Origin of the sequence: Thalassovita taeanensis (genome assembly GCF_900110775.1) — a bacterium.
Lineage (GTDB): Bacteria > Pseudomonadota > Alphaproteobacteria > Rhodobacterales > Rhodobacteraceae > Litorimicrobium > Litorimicrobium taeanense.
This window is the reverse complement of record NZ_FOEP01000001.1, coordinates 84,613-107,312: the sequence shown is the minus strand read 5'-3', so window position 1 is coordinate 107,312 and position 22,700 is coordinate 84,613. Positions and strand designations below refer to the sequence as shown.

General features: G+C 63.0%; 23 protein-coding genes and 2 tRNA genes. 16 read left to right on the top strand and 9 right to left on the bottom strand.

Features of this window, described 5'->3' with window-relative positions:
• Positions 1-78: 78 nt before the first annotated feature.
• From cobA to BSF79_RS00465, 6 genes are all read left to right on the top strand, one after another.
• On the top strand, positions 79-930 hold the full coding sequence (gene cobA, locus BSF79_RS00490; protein WP_090266704.1) for a uroporphyrinogen-III C-methyltransferase: 852 nt from the start codon (positions 79-81) through the stop codon (positions 928-930).
• Positions 927-2,195: a cobyrinic acid a,c-diamide synthase CobB gene (locus BSF79_RS00485; protein ID WP_090266700.1), complete on the top strand. Its 1,269-nt coding sequence runs from the start codon at positions 927-929 to the stop codon at positions 2,193-2,195. The genes cobA and BSF79_RS00485 overlap by 4 nt, the downstream gene beginning before the upstream one ends.
• A 63-nt stretch (positions 2,196-2,258) precedes the next feature.
• A complete protein-coding gene (locus tag BSF79_RS00480; protein ID WP_090266695.1) occupies positions 2,259-3,476 on the top strand; it encodes an MFS transporter in 1,218 nt (405 codons plus the stop codon).
• Positions 3,477-3,618: 142 nt separating this feature from the next.
• Positions 3,619-3,692, top strand: a tRNA-Gly gene (locus tag BSF79_RS00475).
• 128 nt (positions 3,693-3,820) lie between these two features.
• Positions 3,821-4,882 carry an AbrB family transcriptional regulator gene (locus tag BSF79_RS00470; RefSeq protein WP_090266692.1) on the top strand — a complete coding sequence of 354 codons (1,062 nt, stop codon included), beginning with the start codon at positions 3,821-3,823 and terminating at the stop codon, positions 4,880-4,882.
• A 94-nt stretch (positions 4,883-4,976) separates the two neighbouring features.
• A complete protein-coding gene (locus tag BSF79_RS00465) occupies positions 4,977-5,732 on the top strand; it encodes an SDR family NAD(P)-dependent oxidoreductase (RefSeq protein ID WP_090266688.1) in 756 nt (251 codons plus the stop codon).
• Positions 5,733-5,825: 93 nt separating this feature from the next.
• Here the strand turns inward: BSF79_RS00465 and BSF79_RS00460 are convergent, their stop codons facing one another.
• The 3 genes from BSF79_RS00460 to BSF79_RS00450 all read right to left on the bottom strand — a co-directional run bounded on the left by BSF79_RS00460 (position 5,826) and on the right by BSF79_RS00450 (position 9,031).
• A complete protein-coding gene (locus BSF79_RS00460) occupies positions 5,826-7,652 on the bottom strand; it encodes an ABC-F family ATP-binding cassette domain-containing protein (RefSeq protein ID WP_090266683.1) in 1,827 nt (608 codons plus the stop codon).
• Positions 7,653-7,739: 87 nt separating this feature from the next.
• Positions 7,740-8,471 (bottom strand): GNAT family N-acetyltransferase, encoded by a 732-nt coding sequence (locus tag BSF79_RS00455; RefSeq protein WP_090266679.1) that lies wholly within the window; start codon positions 8,469-8,471, stop codon positions 7,740-7,742.
• Between the two features lie 104 nt (positions 8,472-8,575).
• Positions 8,576-9,031 carry an outer membrane protein assembly factor BamE gene (locus tag BSF79_RS00450; RefSeq protein ID WP_090266675.1) on the bottom strand — a complete coding sequence of 152 codons (456 nt, stop codon included), beginning with the start codon at positions 9,029-9,031 and terminating at the stop codon, positions 8,576-8,578.
• Between the two features lie 87 nt (positions 9,032-9,118).
• Between BSF79_RS00450 and BSF79_RS00445 the strand changes: the two genes are divergently transcribed.
• The 10 genes from BSF79_RS00445 (at position 9,119) to BSF79_RS00400 (ending at position 17,187) form a co-directional block, all read left to right on the top strand.
• Entirely contained in the window at positions 9,119-9,664 is a 546-nt protein-coding gene (locus BSF79_RS00445) for a YceD family protein (RefSeq protein WP_090266672.1), read from the top strand.
• A gap of 155 nt (positions 9,665-9,819) precedes the next feature.
• Positions 9,820-10,026 carry a 50S ribosomal protein L32 gene (rpmF, locus tag BSF79_RS00440; protein WP_090266669.1) on the top strand — a complete coding sequence of 69 codons (207 nt, stop codon included), beginning with the start codon at positions 9,820-9,822 and terminating at the stop codon, positions 10,024-10,026.
• Positions 10,027-10,047: 21 nt separating this feature from the next.
• On the top strand, positions 10,048-11,154 hold the full coding sequence (gene plsX / locus BSF79_RS00435) for a phosphate acyltransferase PlsX (RefSeq protein ID WP_090266666.1): 1,107 nt from the start codon (positions 10,048-10,050) through the stop codon (positions 11,152-11,154).
• Positions 11,151-12,125 carry a beta-ketoacyl-ACP synthase III gene (locus BSF79_RS00430; RefSeq protein WP_090266662.1) on the top strand — a complete coding sequence of 325 codons (975 nt, stop codon included), beginning with the start codon at positions 11,151-11,153 and terminating at the stop codon, positions 12,123-12,125. Before plsX ends, BSF79_RS00430 begins: the two co-directional genes overlap by 4 nt.
• 94 nt (positions 12,126-12,219) lie before the next feature.
• Positions 12,220-12,531 carry an integration host factor subunit alpha gene (ihfA, locus tag BSF79_RS00425; RefSeq protein WP_090266659.1) on the top strand — a complete coding sequence of 104 codons (312 nt, stop codon included), beginning with the start codon at positions 12,220-12,222 and terminating at the stop codon, positions 12,529-12,531.
• Between the two features lie 18 nt (positions 12,532-12,549).
• Positions 12,550-13,587 (top strand): MerR family transcriptional regulator, encoded by a 1,038-nt coding sequence (locus BSF79_RS00420; RefSeq protein ID WP_090266653.1) that lies wholly within the window; start codon positions 12,550-12,552, stop codon positions 13,585-13,587.
• A 58-nt stretch (positions 13,588-13,645) separates the two neighbouring features.
• Positions 13,646-13,722 (top strand) — tRNA-Pro (locus BSF79_RS00415).
• 224 nt (positions 13,723-13,946) lie between these two features.
• Positions 13,947-14,744 carry a crotonase/enoyl-CoA hydratase family protein gene (locus BSF79_RS00410; RefSeq protein WP_090267807.1) on the top strand — a complete coding sequence of 266 codons (798 nt, stop codon included), beginning with the start codon at positions 13,947-13,949 and terminating at the stop codon, positions 14,742-14,744.
• Positions 14,745-14,839: 95 nt separating this feature from the next.
• Positions 14,840-15,916, top strand: coding sequence for a 2'-deoxycytidine 5'-triphosphate deaminase (locus BSF79_RS00405; RefSeq protein ID WP_090266649.1), 1,077 nt, complete (start codon positions 14,840-14,842; stop codon positions 15,914-15,916).
• A gap of 113 nt (positions 15,917-16,029) precedes the next feature.
• Entirely contained in the window at positions 16,030-17,187 is a 1,158-nt protein-coding gene (locus BSF79_RS00400; RefSeq protein ID WP_090266647.1) for an MFS transporter, read from the top strand.
• Here the strand turns inward: BSF79_RS00400 and BSF79_RS00395 are convergent.
• The 6 genes from BSF79_RS00395 to argS form a co-directional block, all read right to left on the bottom strand.
• Positions 17,162-17,344, bottom strand: coding sequence for a hypothetical protein (locus BSF79_RS00395; protein WP_090266644.1), 183 nt, complete (start codon positions 17,342-17,344; stop codon positions 17,162-17,164). The genes BSF79_RS00400 and BSF79_RS00395 overlap by 26 nt on opposite strands.
• A gap of 76 nt (positions 17,345-17,420) precedes the next feature.
• Positions 17,421-18,074 (bottom strand): SMC-Scp complex subunit ScpB, encoded by a 654-nt coding sequence (gene scpB / locus BSF79_RS00390; RefSeq protein ID WP_090266641.1) that lies wholly within the window; start codon positions 18,072-18,074, stop codon positions 17,421-17,423.
• The gene (locus BSF79_RS00385) at positions 18,067-18,867 is read right to left on the bottom strand and encodes a segregation and condensation protein A (protein WP_090266637.1); all 801 of its coding nucleotides are present in this window, start codon (positions 18,865-18,867) and stop codon (positions 18,067-18,069) included. The genes scpB and BSF79_RS00385 overlap by 8 nt, the downstream gene beginning before the upstream one ends.
• A complete protein-coding gene (gene nagZ / locus BSF79_RS00380; protein ID WP_090266634.1) occupies positions 18,860-19,867 on the bottom strand; it encodes a beta-N-acetylhexosaminidase in 1,008 nt (335 codons plus the stop codon). The genes BSF79_RS00385 and nagZ overlap by 8 nt, the downstream gene beginning before the upstream one ends.
• Positions 19,864-20,829: an SPOR domain-containing protein gene (locus tag BSF79_RS00375; protein ID WP_090266631.1), complete on the bottom strand. Its 966-nt coding sequence runs from the start codon at positions 20,827-20,829 to the stop codon at positions 19,864-19,866. The genes nagZ and BSF79_RS00375 overlap by 4 nt, the downstream gene beginning before the upstream one ends.
• A 76-nt stretch (positions 20,830-20,905) precedes the next feature.
• On the bottom strand, positions 20,906-22,651 hold the full coding sequence (gene argS, locus BSF79_RS00370; protein WP_090266629.1) for an arginine--tRNA ligase: 1,746 nt from the start codon (positions 22,649-22,651) through the stop codon (positions 20,906-20,908).
• Positions 22,652-22,700 lie beyond the last annotated feature (49 nt).

Below are 22,700 nucleotides of genomic sequence, written 5' to 3'. Positions count from 1 at the left end.
TATAGGCCCGCGCGCAAGCCGCGCCAATATGTCGTTTCCAGACTTCACCGCCCCGACGAAGGCAGGCATATAGAGCGCATGACCGACTCGTTTTCCCTTCCCTTTGGCACCTGGCCACAGCTTGAACCCGGCTGGGTCTGGCTGTGCGGCGCAGGCCCCGGCGATCCGGGTCTGCTGACCCTGCATGCCGTCAACGCCCTGCAACAGGCCGATGTGGTGATCTATGACGCGCTGGTGCAGGAGGAAATCCTGACCTGGGCGCCGCAGGCCGAACACATCTATGCCGGCAAACGTGGCGGCAAACCCAGCGCCAAACAGCGCGACATTTCCCTGCATCTGGTCGAACTGGCCCAGTCCGGCAAGCGGGTGCTGCGCCTGAAAGGCGGCGATCCCTTCGTGTTTGGCCGCGGCGGAGAAGAGGCGCAAACCCTGATCCAGCACGGCGTGCCGGTGCGCATCATCCCCGGCATTTCGGCGGGTATCGGCGGGCTGGCCTATGCCGGCATCCCCGTCACCCACCGCGACGTGAACCAATCCGTCACCTTCGTGACCGGCCATGACCAGACCGGCGAAACGCCGTCGAACCTGAACTGGCGCGCCATCGCGCAGGGCAGTCAGGTGCTGGTGATCTACATGGGCATGAAACATGTCGACCGCATCGCGGCCGAGCTGCTGGCCGCCGGGCGCGCCGCCGATGAACCCTGCGCCGTGGTCTGCTCGGCCACCACCCCGCAGCAACAGGTGTTGGAAACAACGCTGGGCCGCATGGCCGCCGACATCGCCGAAAGCGGGCTGGAGCCGCCCGCCATCCTGTGCGTCGGCCGCTCGGTGCTGATGCGGCAGGTGCTCGACTGGCAGGGACAGATGCGCGGCGAAAGCCCGCGCAACCTTGATCCGCTGGGCCGGGGTCGCCCGACCGAGGCGTCGTGAACGGCATCATTCTGGCGGCCCCGTCCTCGGGCGCGGGCAAAACCACCGTCACGCTGGCGCTGCTCAGGCTGCTGGCGCGCGAAGGGATCGCGGTACGCGGTGCCAAATCCGGCCCCGACTATATCGATCCCCGCTTTCACGAGGCCGCCTGCGGCCAGCCCTGCCCCAACCTTGATGCCTGGGCCATGTCGCCCGCCCGTCTGCGCGCACTCGCGGCGGGCCCCGGCCTGTTGGTGATCGAAGGCGCGATGGGCCTGTTCGACGGTGCCCCCCCCGATGGCAAAGGCGCCGTTGCCGATCTCGCGCGGCTGCTGCACCTGCCGGTGATTCTGGTCGTGGATGCGGGAAAAATGGCAGGCTCGGTCGCGCCGCTGGTGGCCGGGTTCGCCCGCTTTGACCCCACCGTGCGCATCGCGGGCGTGATCCTGAACAACACCGGCAGCGACCGGCACGAAACCATGCTGCGCCGCGCCCTGACACCGCTGGGCCTGCCGGTTCTGGCGGCGCTGCGCCGCCAATCCGGCCTGACGCAGCCGTCGCGGCACCTCGGCCTGGTGCAGGCAAGCGAACACCCCGAGCTGACCGCCTTCCTTGACCGCGCCGCCGACGCGCTGGCCCGGACGCTCGACCGCGATGCCCTGTTATCGCTCACAGCCCCCTTGCCAGCCGCCGCCCCTGGCCCGCGCATTCCCCCGCCCGCACAGGTGATTGCCGTGGCACAGGACCGCGCCTTTGCCTTCGCCTATCCGCATCTTCTGGCCGACTGGCGCGCGCAGGGGGCCGAGGTTCGGCTGTTTTCCCCGCTCGCCGACGACCCCGCACCGACGGCCGGGTTCATCTATCTTCCCGGCGGCTACCCAGAGCTTCACGCCGGGACCTTGGCCACGGCAAGCCGCTTCCGCGACAGCCTGCAAAACGCCCCGCAAAACACTGTTATATATGGTGAATGCGGCGGCTACATGGCCCTGGGCCAAGGGCTGACCGACGCAGCTGGCACCCGGCACGAAATGCTGGGCCTGCTGCCGCTGGAAACCTCGTTCCAGACCCGTAAACTGCATCTGGGCTACCGCCACCTGACGCCGCTGCGCGGGCCGTTTTCTGGCACATTGGCGGCGCATGAATTCCACTATGCCACCACCCTAAGCGCCACCGGCCCCGCCCTGTTCGCGGCCACCGATGCCGAGGGCACGCAGCTGCCCGATATGGGCCTCAGCCTTGGCCGGGTGCACGGCTCGTTTGCCCATGTGATTGACCAGACACATTGACAGCACAGTAAGGGGTACAATTGCGCGCTTGCGAAGCCCCGGATCAGTGATTAGCAATCTCGTATGACAAGCCCTGAATTTATCCCCGATGATGCCCGCGCCAAGCGGAACGTGACCATTCTGGTACTGGCGCAGGCTATTCTGGGCAGTCAGATGCCAATGATTTTCATCATCGGCGGGCTGGCCGGTCAGACGCTGGCCACCAACCTGTGCTTTGCCACGCTGCCGATCTCGCTGATCGTTCTGGGGTCGATGCTGGCGGCCACGCCACTGTCGTATATCATGCAGCGCTATGGCCGCCGCACCGGGTTCATCGTCGGCACGATGGCGGGCGCGATTGGTGGGGCTGTCGGCGCCTACGGGCTGTATCTGGCCTCGTTTCCGGTGTTTCTTCTGGGCAGCCTGATCACGGGCACCTACATGTCGGCACAGGGGTTTTACCGCTTTGCCGCCGCCGATACCGCCAGCGACGCATTCCGCCCCAAGGCGATTTCCTATGTGATGGCGGGCGGGCTGGCCTCGGCGATCATCGGGCCGCAGCTGGTCAAGGTGACGGTCGATGCGATGGTGGTGCCCTTCCTTGGCGCCTATCTGGCCGTGATCGGCGTGAACCTTGTCGGGTCGCTGCTGTTCGTGTTCCTCGACATCCCCAAACCGCCGGTCCCCGACGCCGACGCACCGCGCGGGCGCACCCGGCTTGAGCTGCTGAAAACCCCGCGCATCGCCGTGGCAGTGATCTGCGCCATGGTCAGCTATGCGCTGATGAACCTTGTGATGACCTCGACCCCGCTGGCCGTCGTCGGCTGCGGGTTCGAGAAAAATACCGCCGCCGACGTGGTCACAGCTCACGTTCTGGCCATGTATATCCCGTCGTTTTTCACCGGCCACCTGATCGCCCGCTTCGGCGTGGAAAAGGTCGTCGCAGCCGGGCTGATCATTCTGGCCGGCGCTGGCGCCGTGGCGCTTCAGGGCGTCAATCTGGAAAACTTCTTTATCGCGCTGATCCTTCTGGGCCTTGGCTGGAACTTCGGCTTCATCGGCGCCACCACCATGCTGGCCGGCGCGCATGAACCGCACGAGCGTGGCCGGATGCAGGGCCTGAACGACCTGCTGGTCTTTGGCGGCGTGACCATGGCCTCGCTGGCCTCGGGCGGGCTGATGAACTGCTCGGGCGGCACGGCACAGGCGGGGTGGACCTCGGTCAACCTGGCGATGGCCCCGTTCCTGATGCTGGCTGGCGGCGCGCTGATCTGGCTGGCCTTCCGCCCCAAGGACGCCTGACCAGACAGCCCAAACCCCGGACAACCGCAAACGCCCCCGCTGCCCCCGCCTTGGGGCAGCAACGACCCGCCGAAAAAGATGTGCAACTGATCAGAATCAGCGCCTTGCGCATCACCTTGCGCCGCTGTATTCAGACACCCACGCGGGTGTAGCTCAATGGTAGAGCAGCAGCTTCCCAAGCTGAATACGAGGGTTCGATTCCCTTCACCCGCTCCATTCCCCCTTTGCCGATCCCACCACATCCTTGCGCACCGCGTCTTTGTGCCTCGGCGCGGGCGTACAGCCTTGCGGCCCCCCCGATAGTCCTGCAAACTGGCCTCTCACATGGGAATGCTCAGACGGCCATGACCTATCAAACTGCGCTTTTGACACTGGCCCTGACCGCCTTTTCCGCCGCAACCGGCTATGCCGCCTCGCTGATCCACCTGCCGCTGCCGTTCATGCTGGGCAGCCTGATCTGCTCGGGCACGATTGCAGTATTCTTTGCCCCCCGCCTGCCCGCGAACTATCGCTTCCCGATGAAGATCCGCACCGTGTTCATGGTCATCATCGGCGTGATGATCGGCACCCGCGTCACCGCCGACCTGCTGTCGTCGATCCCCTCCATGCTGCTCTCCTTCACGATGCTCACGCTGTTCGTGTTTGTCGCCCACGGTATGAATTACATGATCTTCCGCCGCATCGGCGGCTATGACCGCCCCACCGCCTTCTACTCTGGCACCCCCGGCGGGCTGATGGAATCGCTCGCCCTGGGGGAAGAGGCCGGCGCAGACGTGGCCATCCTGACCATGCAGCAATTCATGCGCATCATCGCGGTGATCACCATGGTGCCGCTGGGCCTGTCGATGTGGTACGGCGCGCCGGTCGGCAGCGCCTCGGGGCAAAGCCTGGCGCGCGCGGGGGCTGACCTGCATGCGCTGCCTCTGGTGCTGCTCATCGGCCTTGGCGGCATGTGGATCGGCACGAAAATCCACCTGCCCGCCGCCCAACTGACCGGGCCGATGCTGGCCGCCGCCATCGTCACCGTCAGCGGCGCGGCCGACCTGCCCCTGCCGCAATGGCTGATCAACCTGTCTCAGGTGGTGATCGGCACCTCGTTGGGCATGCGCTTCGCGGGCCTCAACGGCAGCCTGATGATCCGCGCCGCCTGGCTGACCGTGCTGTCGGTCGGCGGGATGCTGGCGCTCGGCACGCTCTGCGCGCTGGCTCTGACCCAGCTGACCGATACCCCCTTTGACGTGCTGCTGATTTCCTTCGCCCCCGGCGGCGTCACCGAAATGGGCCTCGTCGCGCTCAGCCTGCACGCCAACCCTGCGATTGTGACCCTGCACCACATCTACCGGATCATTCTGACCGTGCTTGAGATGTCCGTGATGGCCCGCTTCAGACCGATGAACAAACCCTGATCTGATCAACAAGCTTTGACACGCGAAACTCTGAGCAGTACTGAACAGTCAGGACTGAACAACCCTGTTCAATTTCGACGAAAGAGGACGTCCCATGCAAATGAAAGATACCGCCGCCATCATCACCGGAGCAGCTTCCGGCCTTGGTGAGGCAACCGCCCGCGCCTTTATCGCTGCTGGCGCTCAGGTCACCATTCTGGACCGCGACGCCGAGCGCGGCGAGAAAACCGCAGCCGAGATCGGCGCGACCTTCGTTCAGACCGATGTCACCAGCGAAGACTCGGTCCAGAACGCGGTCAACGCGGCCGTCGCCGCCATGGGCAAGATCAACACCGTCGTGAACTGCGCCGGGATCGGCACTGCCGAAAAGACCATCCACAAAGCTGGCGCTCACAACTTCGAGCACTACCAGCGCATCATCAACATCAACCTCGTCGGCAGCTTTAACGTCGCTCGCCTTGCTGCTGTTGAAATGGCCAAGAACGACGCCGACGAAGACGGCCAGCGAGGCGTGATCATCTCCACCGCCTCGGTCGCCGCGTTTGACGGTCAAAAAGGTCAGGTCGCCTATGCCGCCTCCAAGGCTGGCATTGCCGGCACCTCGCTGCCGATGGCCCGTGATCTGGCCCGCGAAGGCATCCGCGTGATGGCGATTGCCCCCGGCATCTTCCTCACCCCGATGCTGATGGGCCTGCCCGAAGAGGTCCGCGCCGAGTTGGCACAGGACGTCACCAACCCCAAGCGTCTGGGCGATCCGTCCGAATATGCCGCGCTGGCCAAATTCATCTGCGAATGCGGTTACCTGAACGGCGAGACGATCCGCCTCGACGGCGCTCTGCGCATGCGCTGAGCAACAAGGTTAACGGGTCCTCGGTCTGCCCCCCCGGTGTACGGGGGGTGCACAGGGGGTGCACGCTTTGCGCCCCCTGCATTTTCGGGCCCGTTAACTTTCTGCTGCGGCCTTTTCTTCCAGCTGCAGCCACTCTTCCTCGGCCTTCGCCAGCGCGTTCTGCCGTTCCACCAATGCTTCGGTGGCTTTGCGGAATTTCACCGGTTCCTTGGTAAACAGATCCGGCGCCATCAGGAATTCTTCCAGCTTGGCAATCTCCGCCTCCAGCTTTGAAATCACCGCGGGAAGCGCCTCCAACCGGTGCTTTTCAGCGAAGGACAGCTTGACCGGCGCCTTGGTGGCGGACTTGTCAGATTGCTTGGACTTTGCCGCTGAACCTTTTGTTTTTGCGGTGATTTTCTCGCCTTCGATCTCAGCCTTCTGGGCCTGATAGTCGCTCCAGCCCCCGGCATAGACCGTGGCCCGGCCATCGCCTTCCATCACGATGGTTGTGGTTGCCACCCGGTCCAGAAAATCCCGGTCGTGGCTGACCAGCATCACCGTGCCGTCATAGTCGTCCAGAAGTTCCTGCAACAAATCCAGCGTCTCGATATCCAGATCGTTGGTCGGTTCGTCCAGCACCAGAACGTTGCTTTCCTTCGCCATCAGCTTGGCCAGCAACAACCGCGCCTTTTCACCGCCCGAAAGGCTCTTCACAGCCGCCCGGACCTGCCGCTCGTCGAACAGAAAATCTTTAAGATAACCAACGACATGGCGCGGTTCGCCGCGCACCAGAACCTGATCTGCCTTGCCCGAAACCCGCATGTCCGGATCGCCGGTCAGACTGTCCCACAGGGTCATGCCCGGGTCCAGTTGCGCCCGCGCCTGATCAAATACCGCGGGCAACAGATTGGTGCCCTGCGTGATCGTGCCGCTGTCGGGTTGTTCGTCGCCCATCAGCATTTTCAGCAGCGTGGTTTTGCCCACCCCGTTCGGCCCAACAAAGGCCACCCGGTCGCCGCGCTGGATCTGGATCGAGAAATCCTCAAGGATCACCTTCTCGCCGTAAGCCTTTGAAATGTTTTTAGCTTCTATGACTTTCTTGCCGGACTTCGGTCCCGATTCCAGCGCCATCGCCGCCGTGCCCTGCCGCCGGATCTGTGATTTACGCTCGTCGCGCATCGCGTGCAGCGCCCGCAAGCGGCCTTGGTTGCGTTTGCGGCGGGCACTGATGCCTTCGACGGCCCATCGGCCTTCGGCTTTCAGCTTGCGGTCCATCTTGTGCCGCTGCATGTCTTCGTCTTCCCAGACCTTGTCGCGCCAAGCCTCGAATCCGTCAAAACCGGTTTCCTGCCGACGCGTCATTCCCCTGTCAATCCAAAGGGTTGCGCGGGTAAGTGCACGTAGAAATGCACGGTCGTGGCTGATCAGGACAAAGCCCGCGCGGGTGCTGCTCAGCTCGGCCTCAAGCCAGGCGATTGCCTCGATATCCAGATGGTTGGTCGGTTCGTCCAACAACATCAGCTCAGGCGCTTCGGCCATCAGCTTCGCCAGCGCCGCGCGCCGCCGCTCGCCACCAGAGGCGGTTGAGACCGGCCGGTCGGGGTCGAATTTCAACCCTTCACCCGCCATCTGAACCTTATAGACTTCATCCGGGTGCAGCCCACTGGCGGCATACTCACCCAAGGTGGAAAACCCTGCCATATCAGGATCTTGCTCCATATACCCGACGCTGACGCCGGGGGACACGACGCGGCTGCCGCGGTCGGGTTCCACCAATCCGGCCATCACCTTCATCAGGGTGGACTTGCCCGAACCATTGCGCCCGACCAAAGCGACACGGTCGCCCGGCTGAACGACCAATGACAGGTCATGAAATACAGGATCACCGCCGAAAGTCAGCGAGATGTCGGAGAGTTGAAGGAGGGGTGCGCGTGCCATGTGGGCGAGCTATCCTGCGGCGTCAAACCCGTCAAGCTCCGTTGCGGTATCACGTCGGTATTGCGTCGGTAAAACGTCGGTGCGGCGTTATCCCGCCACCCCGCGCAGCAGACGTTTGCGCGCCGGTGGGATTGCGTTGATCTCGAGCCCGGTAAAAACATGCAGCGTGTTCATGCTTGGGTCGACCACCGCATGATCGCTGACCCAACCGCCCATCAACAGATAGGTCCGCAGCAAGGGCGGCATCCGCAGCATCGCCTTTTTCGCATCGGGCTTGCGGCGCAGCTTTTGCGCAAAGCGGAACACCTGTGGCGCCTTGACCCGCGGCAACCAACGCTTGGGCGCCAGATGCCGGTGCTTGAGCATGGCGAAGGTATCCAGGTAATCGGCCTCGTCGGTGCCGTGGAACGACGAGCAGCCAAACAGCATCTCCACTTTGTTGTCGTCAACATAGCGGGTCATCGCCCCCCAGGCGACGCGCAGGATATCGGGATCTTTCACTGCCGGATGAATGCAGAACCGGCCCATTTCCACCATCGGACCGGGGAAATCGGCCAAGGCTGACAGCTCGTAATATTGCGCGGAATAGCTGCGGTTGATCTCGGCGCCGCCGGTCAGCGGCAAAACGCGAAAACAGCAGACCAGTTGACCCGAGCGTGCGTCTTCGACCAGAAAGTGGGTGCAAACCTTGTCGAAATCGTCGACATCTTCACCATCCTGCCCGCGAAAACACAGATGCCGCAGGCGCTGCGCCGCGCGAATGTCATCTGGCGCCGTCGCAAGACGTGTGACATAGCGGCCTTTTTTCAGTGACAGCATCCGAGTCGCCTCATCCTAGCCTCAGGAAAAACCTAAGTGCGCAAGGCCTAGCATACAAGATATGTCATCCGCGTGACGCGCCCGCAGGCGCGCCGCGTCTGCGATTATTCAGACAATCCCGTCGGGTTGAAATTGCCGATATTGCCAAGCAACTGCCGCAGGAAGCCCTTGTTGCTTACACCGGAGTTGGTCACGCGCCGTGTCAGTGGGACAACCTGCCCATCTTCCAGGGTGAAGCGCTCGATATTGCTGACAACGCCGCGGCTGTCGAAGCTGATCGCAAGAACCTGCCGGTCGACGACCTCGGGGCGGGTAAAGCTATAGTGACGCACGCGGCTTTGGACATAGTAATATCCACTGTCATTCAGCACACCACCGGTTGACGGGGTGCCGACGTTCTCGGCCACGCTGTCGCGGGTATCGACGCCAACGATGATTTCGGCCAGATCCTGTTCCTGCGGGACGTAGCCGTGATTGCGATACAGCGCCGTGCATCCTGCAATTGTCAGCATCGTGGCGCCGAAGATGACTGTTCTGAACCTCAAACCAATGCCTGACATGGTTGCCCTCTTGCCTTGACGCGTTGCGCCTTTTATCCCGCTTACAGAAGGAATGACTTCGGTTCAAGCAAAGGAAGCGTCCAGTTCATGACCAATCTGCCCAGCCACAGCCTGCGGGTCAACGATCTGCCACAGAACCGCCCGACGCGATTCGCGCTAACCCCGGATGCCGCCATGATGGCGGCAATCGCCACCGAATTGGGGCTGACCGGACTGCGCAAGCTGAGTTTCCGCGGTGAGATCGTGGCCGAGGGGCGGCGCGACTGGCGGATGACCGCGCGGCTGGGGGCGACCGTGGTGCAAAACTGCGTGCTGACGCTGGTTCCGGTGACCACGCGCATCGACGAAAATGTCGAACGGCGGTTTCTGGCCGAGATGCCCCCCGCGCCCGAGGGCGAAGAGATGGAAATGCCCGAGGATGACACGATCGAGCCGCTGGGCCCCGAGATCGACCCCGCCCGCGTGATGATCGAGGCGCTGGCGCTGGCGCTGCCGCTGTATCCGCGTGCCGAAGGTGCGACAATGGGCGAGGCAAGCTTTACCGAGCCGGGAAAAACCGCCCTGACCGACGCAGACGCCAAGCCCTTTGCCGGTCTTGCGGCCCTGCGTGCCAAGCTGACGGAAGATGACTAGGCCGCAGCGCAAAAAACCGCTTGCGCCTTTTGGTTTTCGCAGTATTTTCCGGCCTTCATCCGAATTTTGGGTTGGACATGTCGGCGACGACCGAATATGTGCCACGAACCCACATGAAACCGGGCCTTGTGCCCACAGGAAATTGAGGTTGTGACATGGCTGTCCAACAGAACAAAGTATCCAAGTCGCGCCGCAATAATCGTCGCGCACATGACGCGCTGGTCGCGGCAAACCCGAACGAGTGCACAAACTGCGGCGAGCTGAAGCGCCCGCATCACGTTTGCGCCTCCTGCGGCCATTACAGTGACCGTGAAGTCGTTGCCATGGTTGAGGAAATCGACCTGGACGAAGACGCGGCATAATATTCGGGGACAGGCGTCCGCATGACCGCTATGACAGATCAATTCACAGCGGGTGCCGGGCGCACCATCCTCTCCATTGATGCCATGGGTGGCGATCGGGGACCGGCAACAGTTGTTGCCGGTATTTCTCGTTCGGCCAAGAAAAACCCTGACATCGGGTTTATCCTGCATGGACCGCGCGCCGAGCTGCAAAAGCTGGTTGCGCGCCGCAGACCGTTGCAGGGTCGGGTCGAGATCCGCGATGCCACCGATGTGGTCACGATGGACGACAAGCCCAGCCACGTGATGCGTCACGGCAAGGGCACCTCGATGTGGTCCGCAATCGATTCTGTACGCTCGGGCGAGGCGGATGTCTGTGTCTCGTGCGGCAACACGGGCGCGCTTATGGCGCTGAGCATGGTGCGGCTGCGCAAACTGCCGGGGGTCAACCGTCCGGCGATTGCGATTCTGTGGCCGTCGCGCAATCCGCAGGGGTTCAACGTGATGCTGGATGTCGGCGCAGATATCCGCGCCGATGAACAGGACCTGCTGCAATACGCGCTGATGGGCGCCTCTTATGCCCGCAACGGTCTGGCGCTGGCGCGTCCGCGCATCGGTCTGCTGAACGTCGGCACCGAGGAACATAAAGGCCGGGCCGAGCTGAAAGCCGCACATGACCTGATCGGGGCAAATGCCGAGGCCGCGGGATTCGATTTCGTCGGCTTTGTCGAAGGCGGCGATATTCCGGGCGATGCCTGTGACGTGATCGTGACCGACGGCTTTACCGGCAATATCGCGCTGAAAACCGGTGAAGGCACCGCCAGCCTGATCGGCGATCTGCTGAAAGAGGCGTTCAAATTCTCGCCCCTGTCGCGGTTGGCCTCGGTGCTGGCCTATACCTCGATGCAGCGCCTGAAAAAGAAGATCGACCCGCGCCGGGTCAATGGCGGGGTGTTTCTGGGGCTGAATGGCACGGTGGTGAAATCGCACGGCTCTGCCGATGCGACCGGGGTGGCCGCAGCCGTCAAGCTGGCGTTTCAACTGGCACAATCGGGCTTTTCCGAGAAACTTGCGGCGCGGGTTGCATCTGCTGCTGCACAGGTTCAGATTACGGCAATGGACAGGACCGAAAGCGGTGATACAGAATGACTTTACGCGCCGTTGTTAAAGGCGTCGGGCACTACCTTCCTGAACGTGTGGTCCCCAACAGCGAATTCGAAGCCAGCCTTGAGACCACCGATGAATGGATCCGGGCACGGTCGGGAATCGAGCGTCGCCATTTTGCCGCCGAAGGCGAAACCACATCCGATCTGGCCACCCACGCCGCCCGCGCAGCGCTTGCAGATGCCGGGTTTGAACCAGACGACATTGACGCGATTGTCGTGGCCACCTCGACCCCGGACCTGACCTTTCCGTCAGTCGCCACGATGGTGCAGGACAAGCTGGGCATGACCCGCGGCTTTGGCTTTGATGTGCAGGCGGTCTGCGCCGGGTTCATCTTTGCACTGACCAACGCCAATGCGCTGATCCTGTCGGGTCAGGCCAAGCGCGTGCTGGTGATCGGGGCAGAAACCTTCAGCCGCATCATGGACTGGACCGACCGATCCACCTGCGTTCTGTTCGGTGACGGCGCCGGTGCGATCGTGCTTGAGGTCGCAGAGGGCGACGGCACCACTGCTGATCGTGGCATTCTGTCGGCGGACCTGAACTCGGACGGGCGCTATCGCGAGATGCTGTATGTCGATGGCGGCGTGTCCACCAGCGGCACGGCGGGTAAACTGCGGATGCAGGGCAATCCGCTGTTCCGTCAGGCGGTCGAGAAACTGACCTCGACCGCGGAAACCGCGCTGGAAAAGGTCGGTCTGCAAGACAGCGATGTCGATTGGATCGTGCCGCATCAGGCCAATATCCGCATCATCCAGGGCACTGCCAAAAAGATGGGCCTGTCGATGGATCATGTCGTGGTGACCGTGCAGGATCACGGCAACACCTCGGCCGCGTCGATCCCGCTGGCGCTGTCGGTGGGCGTTGCGCGCGGGCAGATCAAACCCGGCGATCTGATCGTAACCGAGGCAATCGGCGGCGGCCTGGCCTGGGGGGCCGTGGTTCTGCGCTGGTAACGGCGAAAACACGGTATAAACCCCGGCGCGCAAGCCATTGATATTGACTCGGAAAATCCATTCCCCCATGCTTACAAAAAAATGGGGGTTCTCAATGAGCGACAAAACTCTGACACGCATGGATCTGAGCGAGGCCATTTTCCGCGAGGTAGGTCTGTCGCGCAATGACTCTGGCCAGTTGGTTGAAAGCGTTCTCAACCATATGTCCGACGCGCTGGTGCGTGGCGAGCAGGTCAAGATTTCGTCTTTCGGCACGTTTTCGGTGCGCGAAAAGGCAGCACGCGTTGGGCGTAACCCCAAAACCGGCGAAGAGGTTCCGATCAACCCGCGCCGCGTTCTGACCTTCCGCCCGTCGCATCTGATGAAGGACCGGATTGCCGCCGGCAACGCCCAGACCAAGGGCTAATCCGAAAGGCCGCGCGACATGGGAAAATCCCCCGACGCCTTCCGCACCATCAGCGAAGTGGCAGACTGGCTGGACCGTCCCGCGCATGTGCTGCGGTTCTGGGAAAGCAAGTTTCCACAGGTCAAGCCGATCAAGCGCGCCGGGGGGCGCCGCTACTACCGACCGCAGGACATGATGCTGTTGGGCGGGATCAAGCGGCTGTTGTACGATGATGGCATGACCATCAAGGGCGTGCAGAAAGTGCTGCGGGATCAAGGGGTTCAGTATGTTTCCGACATGTCTCAGCCGCTGGATGATCTGGTTGACGGGGTGATCGAGGGGAAAAGTGGCCCGGCGATCGAAGTCCCGGAACAACCGGCCCCTGTGGCACAGGTTCTCAACTTCAAGCGTGATACATCCCCAGAACCGGAAAAGGCCGCGATACTTCCGGTGCAGTCCAAGGCCGGGTTCGCAACGCCGCCCACCGACGAAGATGAAGACGACGGCACCACCGTCGAGACCGCGCAGCCAGAGCCGGACCGCGAAGGTGTTGATACCACCGACGAAGACGACGCGACAGACCGGGATGGCTTGTTGGCCCCCGCGTCGGCTCTCTCGGATCAGGATCAGCCCGAGCTGTTCGATGAACCTTTGCAGCAAACGGCACCCGAGCCGACACACGCAGAGCCTGAACCGCCCGCGCCGGAAACCGAAATGCCAACTGAGCCAAAGGCCGCGCAAGAGTTGGCACCGGCAGAGGAGACATCTGCGGATGCGTCAGCCGATCTGCCGGAACCTGATCTGACTGAAGCCGCTGCGTCGCCCGCACCGGACAGCACCGCCGCACCGATCAGCGCCGAGACGCCCGAGGCTGCGGAACCGGTGCCGCCCGCGCCCAAGCCGCGCATCATTGATGTCCCGGTTGACGCTAACGCCGAAAGCCGTCCGGGGATCTTGTCGAAAATCCTGAACTTCGACCGCGCCCTGACCGCTGCCGAGGCTGCTGAGATCGCGCCGCTGCTGGAGCGGCTGACCCAGTTTCACCAGCGTTTGCAGGACACACACAAACCCGGCTGAAGAAATCGGCGAAAGCCCCTTGCCCCTGCCCGGAAAATCGCTAAGAAGGCGCAATCGTCGGGCTATAGCGCAGCCTGGTAGCGCGTCCGTCTGGGGGACGGAAGGTCGCAGGTTCGAGTCCTGCTAGCCCGACCATACACTCTACCCCCTTCTTAACATTCCGAAAATCGCCTGCCAGACCACCGCCCTCGGGCGGGTGGCGCAGCGATCCCTCCGCGCGTTTTCCGTGATGCTGATGTGACGAGATGAACCAGCCATTTGTCCGCATTTTCCGTTGTCCGGTGTTGACATCCTTCGCTCTGACCCGAAGCTGCGCCGCATACGCGCCCCGCGCGCGCAAACGGCTGGAGGAGAAGAAAATGAAACAAATCTCGGATTTCGCACTGGAAAATCTGACGGTGGACATGGACGAGGCCGGCATCACCACCGTGACCCTGGACCGCGCCGCCAAACGCAATGCGCTGAATGCGCAAACCGTCGAAGAACTGATCGAGCTGTTCGGCGCCCTGCCCCGCATGGGCGCGCGCGCCGTTGTGCTGCGCGCCGAGGGTGATCATTTCTGTGCCGGGCTTGATCTGGTCGAGCATCACTCGGAAGATCGTCGGCCCGAGGATTTCATGCATCTTTGTCTGCGCTGGCATGAGGCGTTCAACAAGATGGAATACGGCGGCGTTCCGATCATCGCCGCACTGAAGGGTGCCGTTGTGGGCGGCGGGCTTGAGCTGGCCAGTGCAGCGCATATCCGGGTCGCGGATCAGAGCACCTATTTCGCCCTGCCCGAAGGCCAGCGCGGCCTGTTCACCGGCGGCGGTGCCACGATTCGTGTGGCCGATCTGGTGGGCAAGGCGCGGATGATCGACATGATGCTGACCGGGCGGATCTATACCCGTGACGAGGCAATGCAGGTCGGCCTGTGCCAGTATCTGGTCGAAGACAGCGATGCCAAAGCCTTTGAAATCGCGCGGGCGGCTGCGGAAAACCCGCCACTGTCGAATTTCGCCATCTGCTCGGCGATCAGCCATATGCAGAATATGTCGGCGCTGGATGCGGCCTATGCCGAATCTGTGGTGGCGGGGATCGTCAACACCCAACCCGCCTCGCGCGGGCGGCTTGAGGCCTTTGCCAACAAAACCGCAGCGCGCGTAAAGCCGAAATAGGCCGTAAGCCACGGGAAAAGCCGGAAATCCGGCTTTTTCTATTCCGTTTGGCCGACAGCGGCTGCTATAGCGGGGCAATTCAACGGGGGTGAACGATGACCGGAGTTCTGGCCAGCCAACAGCTGCAAACCATGATCGCGCAGGGTGCGATTTCGGCGCAGCCTGCCATCATCCCCGAACAGATTCAGCCCGCCAGCCTTGATTTACGTCTTGGCAACCGCGCGTGGCGGGTGCGGGCCTCGTTCTTGGCCGGGCACGACCGGTCTGTCGCGGATCGGCTGGCCGAGTTCGAGATGCATCAGATCGACCTGAGCCAAGGCGCGGTTCTGGAAAAGGGCTGTGTCTATGTGGTGCCGTTGATGGAGCATCTGGACCTGCCCGAGGGCATTCAGGCAGTGGCAAATGCCAAAAGTTCGACCGGGCGGCTGGACCTGCTGACGCGGACGATCACCGATGGCGGCGAAGAGTTTGACCGCATCCCGTCCGGTTACAGCGGGCCGCTATATGCCGAAATCTGCCCGCGTTCGTTTTCCGTGCTGGTGCGGCCCGGAATGCGGCTGAACCAAATCCGGTTCCGGCAAGGCCAAGCGGTGCTGAGCGACGACGCCCTGCGCGCGCTACACGCGGAAATGCCGCTGGTCGATGGACCCGCGGTGATTGACGATGGGCTTGGGTTTTCCGTCGATCTGAAGCCCGCCAGCGGCACGTTGGTAGGGTACCGCGCCAAGCCGCATACCGGCGTGATCGACATGGACAAGATCGGGCAATACGACCCCGCCGAATACTGGGAAGAGGTGCACAGCGCCAACGGCCAGATCATCCTTGATCCCGGCGCGTTCTATATTCTTGTCAGCCGCGAGGCGGTGCATATCCCGCCCGCCTATGCCGCTGAAATGGCGCCCTATCTGGCGATGGTGGGCGAGTTCCGCGTGCATTATGCCGGGTTTTTCGACCCCGGTTTCGGCCATGATGCCGCGGGCGGTGCCGGGTCGCGCGGGGTGCTGGAAGTGCGCTGTCACGAGGCGCCATTTGTGCTGGAGCATGGTCAGGTTGTCGGGCGCCTGGTGTACGAGCACATGGCTCAGGTGCCAGACCAACTGTATGGCACCGGCATTGCGTCGAACTATCAGGGGCAAGGGTTGAAGCTGTCGAAGCATTTCAAGACCCCATGATCGCCCACCGGCACCGCCCGTAGAAACCGCAATTCCGCCCTGCGAAGGGTGTTTCCGCTTTCCTCTGGTCCTGCGCGGGACTACATCCGACAGCGTTCCTGACGGATTTTGCCATGCCCCTACTGACCCGCCCCGTTCCGCTTCTGACCGCCACCATTGGCGTTGTTGGCGCCAATTCATTGGTGTTGCCCCCGATCGCGACAATCGTCGCCGTCGATCTGGGCGGCGATCCTGGCGACATCCTGCGCGCGGCGGCAGCGTATGGTGCGGGCACGGCGCTGTCGGCGCTGTTGCTGGCCCCGCGTGCGGACCTGATCGGTGCGGACAAGGCGCTGCGGCAAGCGGCGTTTGTGCTGGTGTTGGCGCTGGTGCTGTCCTGGATTGCGCCAACGGCGATGCTGCTGATCGTGGCGCAGGCGCTGGCCGGTTTGGGCGCGGGCATGGCGCTGCCTGCGATCTATTCGCTGGCGGCACAGGTCGGCCCCAAGGGGCGCGAGAAACAGACCATAGGCACGGTTCTGACCGGCTGGACCATCAGCCTTGTCGGTGGCGTGGCGCTGTCGGCGTTTCTGGCTGATCTGGCCGGGTGGCGGGCGGTTTATGCGCTGCTGGGGGCGATGACGTTGATGATCTGGGTCCTGCTGGGGCGTTGCGACATGCAGGTCACGCGTATCGCCACGACCGCCACCAGCCCGCTGACCGGCCTGCGCGTGCCGGGCATTACCCGAGGATTACTGTCCAACGCCATGTTAATGCTAGGATTTTACGGCGCCTACAGCTTCATGGGTGCACATGTGGTTGAACGTATCGGCCTGACGACCTCGGCCGCGGGGGTGGTGACACTGTTCTATGGCTCGGGGTTTGGGATTGCAGCGTTTCTCGACAAATACCTTGATCGCCTGCCCGCGCGCCGGGCCACGGTTGTGGGGTTTGCCGGGCTGACGGTGGTTTATGTCACGATGGGGCTGGCGGCTGCATCTTATGCCACCCTGCTGGCAGTGGCCTTCTGCTGGGGCATCTTTCAGCACTTTGCGCTGAATACCGTGGTGGGCCGACTGACCGCGCTTGAGCCAACCCAACGCGGCGCGATCATGGGGCTTAATTCTGCCGTGACCTATTTGTGTGTCATGGGCGGATCACTGTTTTTCCGCCTGCCCTACGAGGCGGGCGGGCTGCGCGCTTGTGTCGCCTATTCGGCGCTGTTTGCCATCATTGCCACGATCGAGTCGCTGTGGCCGGAAAAGATCAGAACTTTCCCATCCGCCGGGTAAGCTTGGCCGCCTGCCGCGCGCGCTTGCCCGCCTGACGTGCCTCACCGGCCTGCTTGCCGCTGCCCGCCACCTTGTTGATCCCGGCATTGACGCCCTTGTTCACCACCTGGCGGACAAAGACCTTCATGACCATGTTGATAAGCTGATTCATATTCATGCGACTCTCCTGTGCCCGTTTGGGGACGATATAGGATGGAATTACGCCAGTTTCAGGGCGCACACCCAATCTTTACTTAATCTTCGAACAATTCGCTTTGGCCTTCGGTGGCCTCGGGCTCGTCCTCGCCCTCGGTCAGCGTGGGCATGGAACCCGGCGGCAGGCGGTTGTCCAGCAGCCCGGCCGAGCGCAGTTCTTTCAACCCCGGCAGATCGCGCGCGGTTTCCAGACCGAAGTGATCCAGAAACTCCTGCGTCACCACAAATGTCACCGGACGGCCCGGCGTCATCTTGCGGCGGCCAAAGCGGATCCACTCGATTTCCAGCAGTTGATCCACCGTGCCGCGTGACACCGATACGCCGCGGATCTCTTCGATCTCGGCCCGTGTTACCGGCTGATGATAGGCGATGATCGCCAGCGTTTCAATCGCGGCCCGGCTGAGCTTGCGGGTCTCGGTGGTTTCCTTCTGCATCAGAAAGCCAAGATCCGGCGCCGTACGGATCGCCCAGGCATCGCCGACCTTGACCACGCGCACGCCGCGCCCGTCATAGCGTTTGCGCAGGTACACCAGCGCCTCGGCGGCGTCACAGCCATGCGGCATGCGCGCTTCCAGATCGCGCACGGTGATCGGCTCGGCGCTGGCGAACAGGATCGCCTCGACCATACGCTCCTGTTCGGCAATGGGTGGCGCCTCAAACAGGCTTTCTTCCTGCATCCCGGTGTCAGCCATCGCGCGGCTCCCTTTTGCGCAGCTGGATCGGTTCAAACATCCCGCCCTGCCGCAATTCCACCTTGCCCTCTTTGACCAGCTCAAGCGAGGCGGCAAAGGTCGCCGCCGTGGCCGAACGCCGCCGCACCGGGTCATTGTCCCAGCCCTCGGGCATATAGCTGCTGATGTCCGTCCAAGCCCCGGCATAGCCGATCAGACTCCGCATCCGTTCAAGCGCCTGTTCCATGGTAAACACCGAGTCGCGGTCCATCACGAAGGGGCGAAATTCATCGCGGGTGCGGATCCGGGCATAGCCCTGCATCAGGTCCAGCAAGGTCGCGGTCCAGGTCACGCGCTTGACCCGCATCACGTCCTCGGGGATGCCGCGCACGAAGAAATCGCGCCCCTTCTGGTCGCGTGCCATCAGCTTGGCCGCGACATCGCGCATCGCCTGCAAGCGCTCCAGCTGAAACGCCAGATGCGCGGCCAGCTCTTCGCCACTTGGGCCTTCCTCTGAAGGGTCAGGCGGCAGCAGCAAGCGCGATTTCAGAAACGCCAGCCACGCGGCCATCACCAGATAATCCGCTGCCAATTCAATGCGTAACGCCTTGGCCTGCTCAACAAATCCCAGATATTGCTGCGCCAGTTGCAGGATCGAGATCTTGCGCAGATCAACCTTCTGCGTCCGGCTGAGCGTCAACAGCAGGTCAAGCGGGCCTTCAAAGCCGTCGACGTCAACGATCAGCGCCTCAGCGGCCAGCCGCTCGGCAACGCGTTGTGTCTGTATAAGATCCTCGAAGTCGTCGTCAGCCATGCCCGCGCCCGTTCAACAGCGCGTCCAGCTTGGCCGCAAGGGCCGGAATGTCAACCATATCAGGTGTTTTGCGCGCCGTAAGCGCAGCCTCGGCGCGGGTCTGAGCCTGCGGACCCATCCGGCCTGCGGCCTCGGCCACGGCGCGTTTTTCGTCCAGCGACCCGTTGCAATGCAGGACCACGTCGCAGCCCGCCGCGATCGATCCCTGCGCCAGATCGGCCAGACTGCCGCGCAGCGCTTTCATCGAAATGTCATCGGTCATGATCAACCCATCGAAACCGATCTGCTCGCGGATCAGCCGCATCATCACCGGCGACAGGGTCGCGGGCAATGTGTCCAGCGCGGCATAGACCAGATGCGCAGTCATGCCCATCGGCAGGTCGGACAGCGCCGCGAAGGGGGCGAAATCCACCCCGTCCAGCGCGTCCTGCGCGGCCTCGACCACCGGCAGGTCAAGGTGACTGTCCACCACCGCGCGGCCATGGCCGGGGATGTGCTTCAGCACCGGCAATACGCCACCGTCCAGCAAACCATTCGCCACCGCGCGGCCCAGCCGCGCCACCTGCCCCGGCGCGACCCCGTAACAGCGGTTTTGCAAAAATGGGTGTGTGGCGTCGCTTGCGACATCAACCAAAGGCGCACAATTGCTGTCGATCCCCAGCGCCCGCAACTCGTCCGCGATAATGCGATACCGCAGATACATTGCCTCTTCGGCGTGCTCACCTGCGGCGGTCACGTGGTCAAGCGGCGGCAACCACGCGCGGCCCAAAGGCGGGCGCAGCCGCTGTACGCGGCCGCCCTCCTGATCGATGGTAATCACCGCCTCGCGTCCGACCGCCTCGCGCAGATCGTCGCACAGGGCACGGATCTGATCGGCGCTGTCGATATTGCGCGCGAACAGGATGAACCCGAACGGGTCCGCATCGCGGAAAAACGTTTTTTCCTCGGGGCTTAGCCGCAGTCCAAGCGGGTCAAGAATCGTGGCTCCGAACGGCGTCACTTACTGGTCACCGGAATACACTCGGCCTTTTCCGCGACCAGAGCCGAGCAGAACCGCCGCGCATCATTCAGGTCGGCAAAGCCATGCGCCCGCAGTCGATAGAAGGTGCGCCCACCGCTTTCCGCCTTCTGGATGACCCGCTTCTTGCCCTCCAGATAATCCGAGAACCGCGCCGACAGCCGATCCCATTCGGTCTTGGCCACCTCGGGGCTGTCAAACGCGCCCAGCTGTGCCAGACGAGTGCCCGCAGGCAGGGTGCCGGCATCAACATCGACGCTCAGCGCCTGCGCCGTTACGGCCGGATCGACCGAGGCAACCTGACGCCCGCCTTTGGGGCGCATCTGCGGGCGCAGCGACGTGGCCAGCCCCTTTTTCGCCACCACCGGTGCAGCAGCAGGGCTTTCGGCGAGGACGGTCTTTTTATCGGCGGCTGGGGCCTGTTGTGCAGGCGCCTTGTTCGCTGATGTGTCTGGCGCGGTCCCCATCGGGGCCACGCCCTCGGTCAATTGCGCCACCAGATCGGTGACCGTCAAACTGGTCGGATCAACGGTTTCGGCGGTGTCGCTGCCCGCGTCATCCGGCACGGCGTCACGCGACAGCCGCACCTGGCTCAGCATGGCGACCGGGGTGTCTTCGTCGCTCAGATCAATTGGGCGCGGCGCCAGGATCAACCGGTCCGCGGGCGCTTCGGCCACGCCGATCGCCGCCACTTGGTTGACTGCCAGCCCCTGATTTTCCGCCGGTGCCCCGCCGGGATTTTCCGGCAAGACCCGCATCGGCCCTTCTGCGGCCCGCACCACCGGCACGCCGCTGACGTCGCGCATCAAAAGCTGATAGCCCCAGACACCCACGCCAACCACCAGCCCCAGCGATACAATCGCCCCGGCCCAGTTTGCCAATAACCCTATGGAATTTCCCGTCGCGGGCGCTGCATCACGCCCGTTCACCTGTAGCTCCGCCATACTCGCCTCTCTGACACCGGCAGGTTGCCCCGCCGTCATAATCTGCTCTCGGTCAGCCCGGCGATGTGTGCAGTTTTTACCGCATCTCTTCCGCCGGAGTTACACCCAGAATACCAAGGCCTGCGGAAATAACAACGGAAACGGCGCGGGCCAGGGCGATTTTCGCCTGACTTGTGGCCACATCGCCCTCTTGGATAAAGCGCAGCGCGACATCCTCGTTGCCACGGTTCCACAGACTGTGGAGATCGCTGGCCAATTCATAGAGATAGAACGCCACCCGGTGCGGTTCGTTGGTGCGCCCGGCAATCTCCACCAGACGCGGCCATTCGGCCAGCTTTTTGGCCACGGCCACCTCGGCCTCGTGGGTCATGCCGGACAGATCGGCCCCCGCCAGCGTGGCATCATCTGTCGGAATCCCGGCCTCGGCCGCTTTGCGCAGCACCGAACACACACGCGCATGGGCGTATTGCACATAGAAAACCGGGTTGTCGCGCGATTGCTCCAGCACCTTGTCGAAATCGAAATCAAGCGGCGCGTCGTTCTTGCGCGTCAGCATGTGGAACCGGGTCACATCGGGGCCGACCTGCTCTACCACATCGCGCAGGGTCACGAAATTGCCCGCACGTTTCGACATCTTGAACGGCTCGCCGTTCTTCCACAGCTTGACCAGCTGCGTCAACTTGATGTCCAGCGGCACACGGCCATCCGACAGCGCCGACACCGCCGCCTTCATCCGTTTGACATAGCCGCCGTGGTCAGCGCCGAACACGTCGATCAACATGTCAAAGCCGCGTTCGACCTTGTCGAAGTGATAGGCGATATCGGGCGCGAAATAGGTCCAGCTGCCATCGGATTTCATCACCGGTCGGTCAACGTCATCGCCGTGCAGGGTGGATTTGAACAGCACTTGCTCGCGCGGTTCCCAGTCCTCTGGCATTTTGCCTTTGGGCGGCTCCAATACCCCGCGATAGATCAGCCCCTTGTCGGTCAACGCCTTCAACGCCGCCTCGATCCGGCCCGAGCCATAGAGCGATTTTTCGCTGAAGAACACGTCCATTTCCACACCAAGCGAGGCCAGATCATCGCGGATCAGGTGCATCATCGCATCGGTGGCATATTCGCGGACCATCTCCAGCCACTCCGATTCCGGCTTGTCCAGCAGCGCCTCGCCATACGCCTCGGCCAGCGCACGGCCGACGGGCTCCAGATAGTCGCCGGGATACAGCCCCTCGGAAATCTCGGGCTCCAACCCGCACGCCTCGCGGTAGCGCTCATAGACCGAGCGCGCCAGCACATCGACCTGTGCGCCGCCGTCGTTGATGTAATATTCGCGCGTCACGTCATAGCCCGCGTAATCCAGCAGGCTGGCCAGCGCATCGCCGAACACCGCGCCGCGGGTGTGGCCCACATGCAGCGGCCCGGTCGGGTTGGCGCTGACGTATTCGACGTTCACACGGCGCCCGTGCCCCATATCGGACCGGCCATAGGCCGTGCCCTCGGTCAGGGCCGCCTTGACGATCCCCTGCCACAACTCCGGCGCCAGCCGCAGGTTCAAGAACCCCGGCCCGGCCACCTCGGCGCTGGTGATGCGCGGGTCTGACAGCAGACGCGCGGCCAGATGGTCGGCGATCTCGCGCGGTTTCATCCCTGCGGGCTTGGCCAGAACCATCGCGGCGTTGGTGGCCATGTCCCCGTGGGCGGCATCACGCGGCGGTTCGACCGCCACATTGGCATAGTCCAGCCCCTGCGACAGCTCTCCGGCTCCGGCCATCTGGTCCAGAGTTTCCAGCACAAGCGCGCGCACATCGGTGAACAGGTTCATTGCGTATATCCTTCTCGCTGGCGCGGGGTTTACCACGCAGGCGTCAAAG

Bases quoted from the DNA above. Each gene is read 5' to 3' on its own strand.
- BSF79_RS00430 (WP_090266662.1), top strand. From the start codon at position 11,151: ATGACTTTACGCGCCGTTGTTAAAGGCGTCGGGCACTACCTTCCTGAA.
- BSF79_RS00460 (WP_090266683.1), bottom strand. From the start codon at position 7,652: ATGGCACGCGCACCCCTCCTTCAACTCTCCGACATCTCGCTGACTTTC.
- BSF79_RS00470 (WP_090266692.1), top strand. From the start codon at position 3,821: ATGACCTATCAAACTGCGCTTTTGACACTGGCCCTGACCGCCTTTTCC.
- cobA (WP_090266704.1), top strand. From the start codon at position 79: ATGACCGACTCGTTTTCCCTTCCCTTTGGCACCTGGCCACAGCTTGAA.
- BSF79_RS00400 (WP_090266647.1), top strand. From the start codon at position 16,030: ATGCCCCTACTGACCCGCCCCGTTCCGCTTCTGACCGCCACCATTGGC.
- BSF79_RS00405 (WP_090266649.1), top strand. From the start codon at position 14,840: ATGACCGGAGTTCTGGCCAGCCAACAGCTGCAAACCATGATCGCGCAG.
- BSF79_RS00455 (WP_090266679.1), bottom strand. From the start codon at position 8,471: ATGCTGTCACTGAAAAAAGGCCGCTATGTCACACGTCTTGCGACGGCG.
- BSF79_RS00375 (WP_090266631.1), bottom strand. From the start codon at position 20,829: ATGGCGGAGCTACAGGTGAACGGGCGTGATGCAGCGCCCGCGACGGGA.
- BSF79_RS00420 (WP_090266653.1), top strand. From the start codon at position 12,550: ATGGGAAAATCCCCCGACGCCTTCCGCACCATCAGCGAAGTGGCAGAC.
- BSF79_RS00410 (WP_090267807.1), top strand. From the start codon at position 13,947: ATGAAACAAATCTCGGATTTCGCACTGGAAAATCTGACGGTGGACATG.
- scpB (WP_090266641.1), bottom strand. From the start codon at position 18,074: ATGGCTGACACCGGGATGCAGGAAGAAAGCCTGTTTGAGGCGCCACCC.
- BSF79_RS00395 (WP_090266644.1), bottom strand. From the start codon at position 17,344: ATGAATATGAATCAGCTTATCAACATGGTCATGAAGGTCTTTGTCCGC.
- BSF79_RS00385 (WP_090266637.1), bottom strand. From the start codon at position 18,867: ATGGCTGACGACGACTTCGAGGATCTTATACAGACACAACGCGTTGCC.
- BSF79_RS00465 (WP_090266688.1), top strand. From the start codon at position 4,977: ATGCAAATGAAAGATACCGCCGCCATCATCACCGGAGCAGCTTCCGGC.
- ihfA (WP_090266659.1), top strand. From the start codon at position 12,220: ATGAGCGACAAAACTCTGACACGCATGGATCTGAGCGAGGCCATTTTC.
- BSF79_RS00480 (WP_090266695.1), top strand. From the start codon at position 2,259: ATGACAAGCCCTGAATTTATCCCCGATGATGCCCGCGCCAAGCGGAAC.
- rpmF (WP_090266669.1), top strand. From the start codon at position 9,820: ATGGCTGTCCAACAGAACAAAGTATCCAAGTCGCGCCGCAATAATCGT.
- BSF79_RS00445 (WP_090266672.1), top strand. From the start codon at position 9,119: ATGACCAATCTGCCCAGCCACAGCCTGCGGGTCAACGATCTGCCACAG.
- plsX (WP_090266666.1), top strand. From the start codon at position 10,048: ATGACCGCTATGACAGATCAATTCACAGCGGGTGCCGGGCGCACCATC.
- argS (WP_090266629.1), bottom strand. From the start codon at position 22,651: ATGAACCTGTTCACCGATGTGCGCGCGCTTGTGCTGGAAACTCTGGAC.
- BSF79_RS00450 (WP_090266675.1), bottom strand. From the start codon at position 9,031: ATGTCAGGCATTGGTTTGAGGTTCAGAACAGTCATCTTCGGCGCCACG.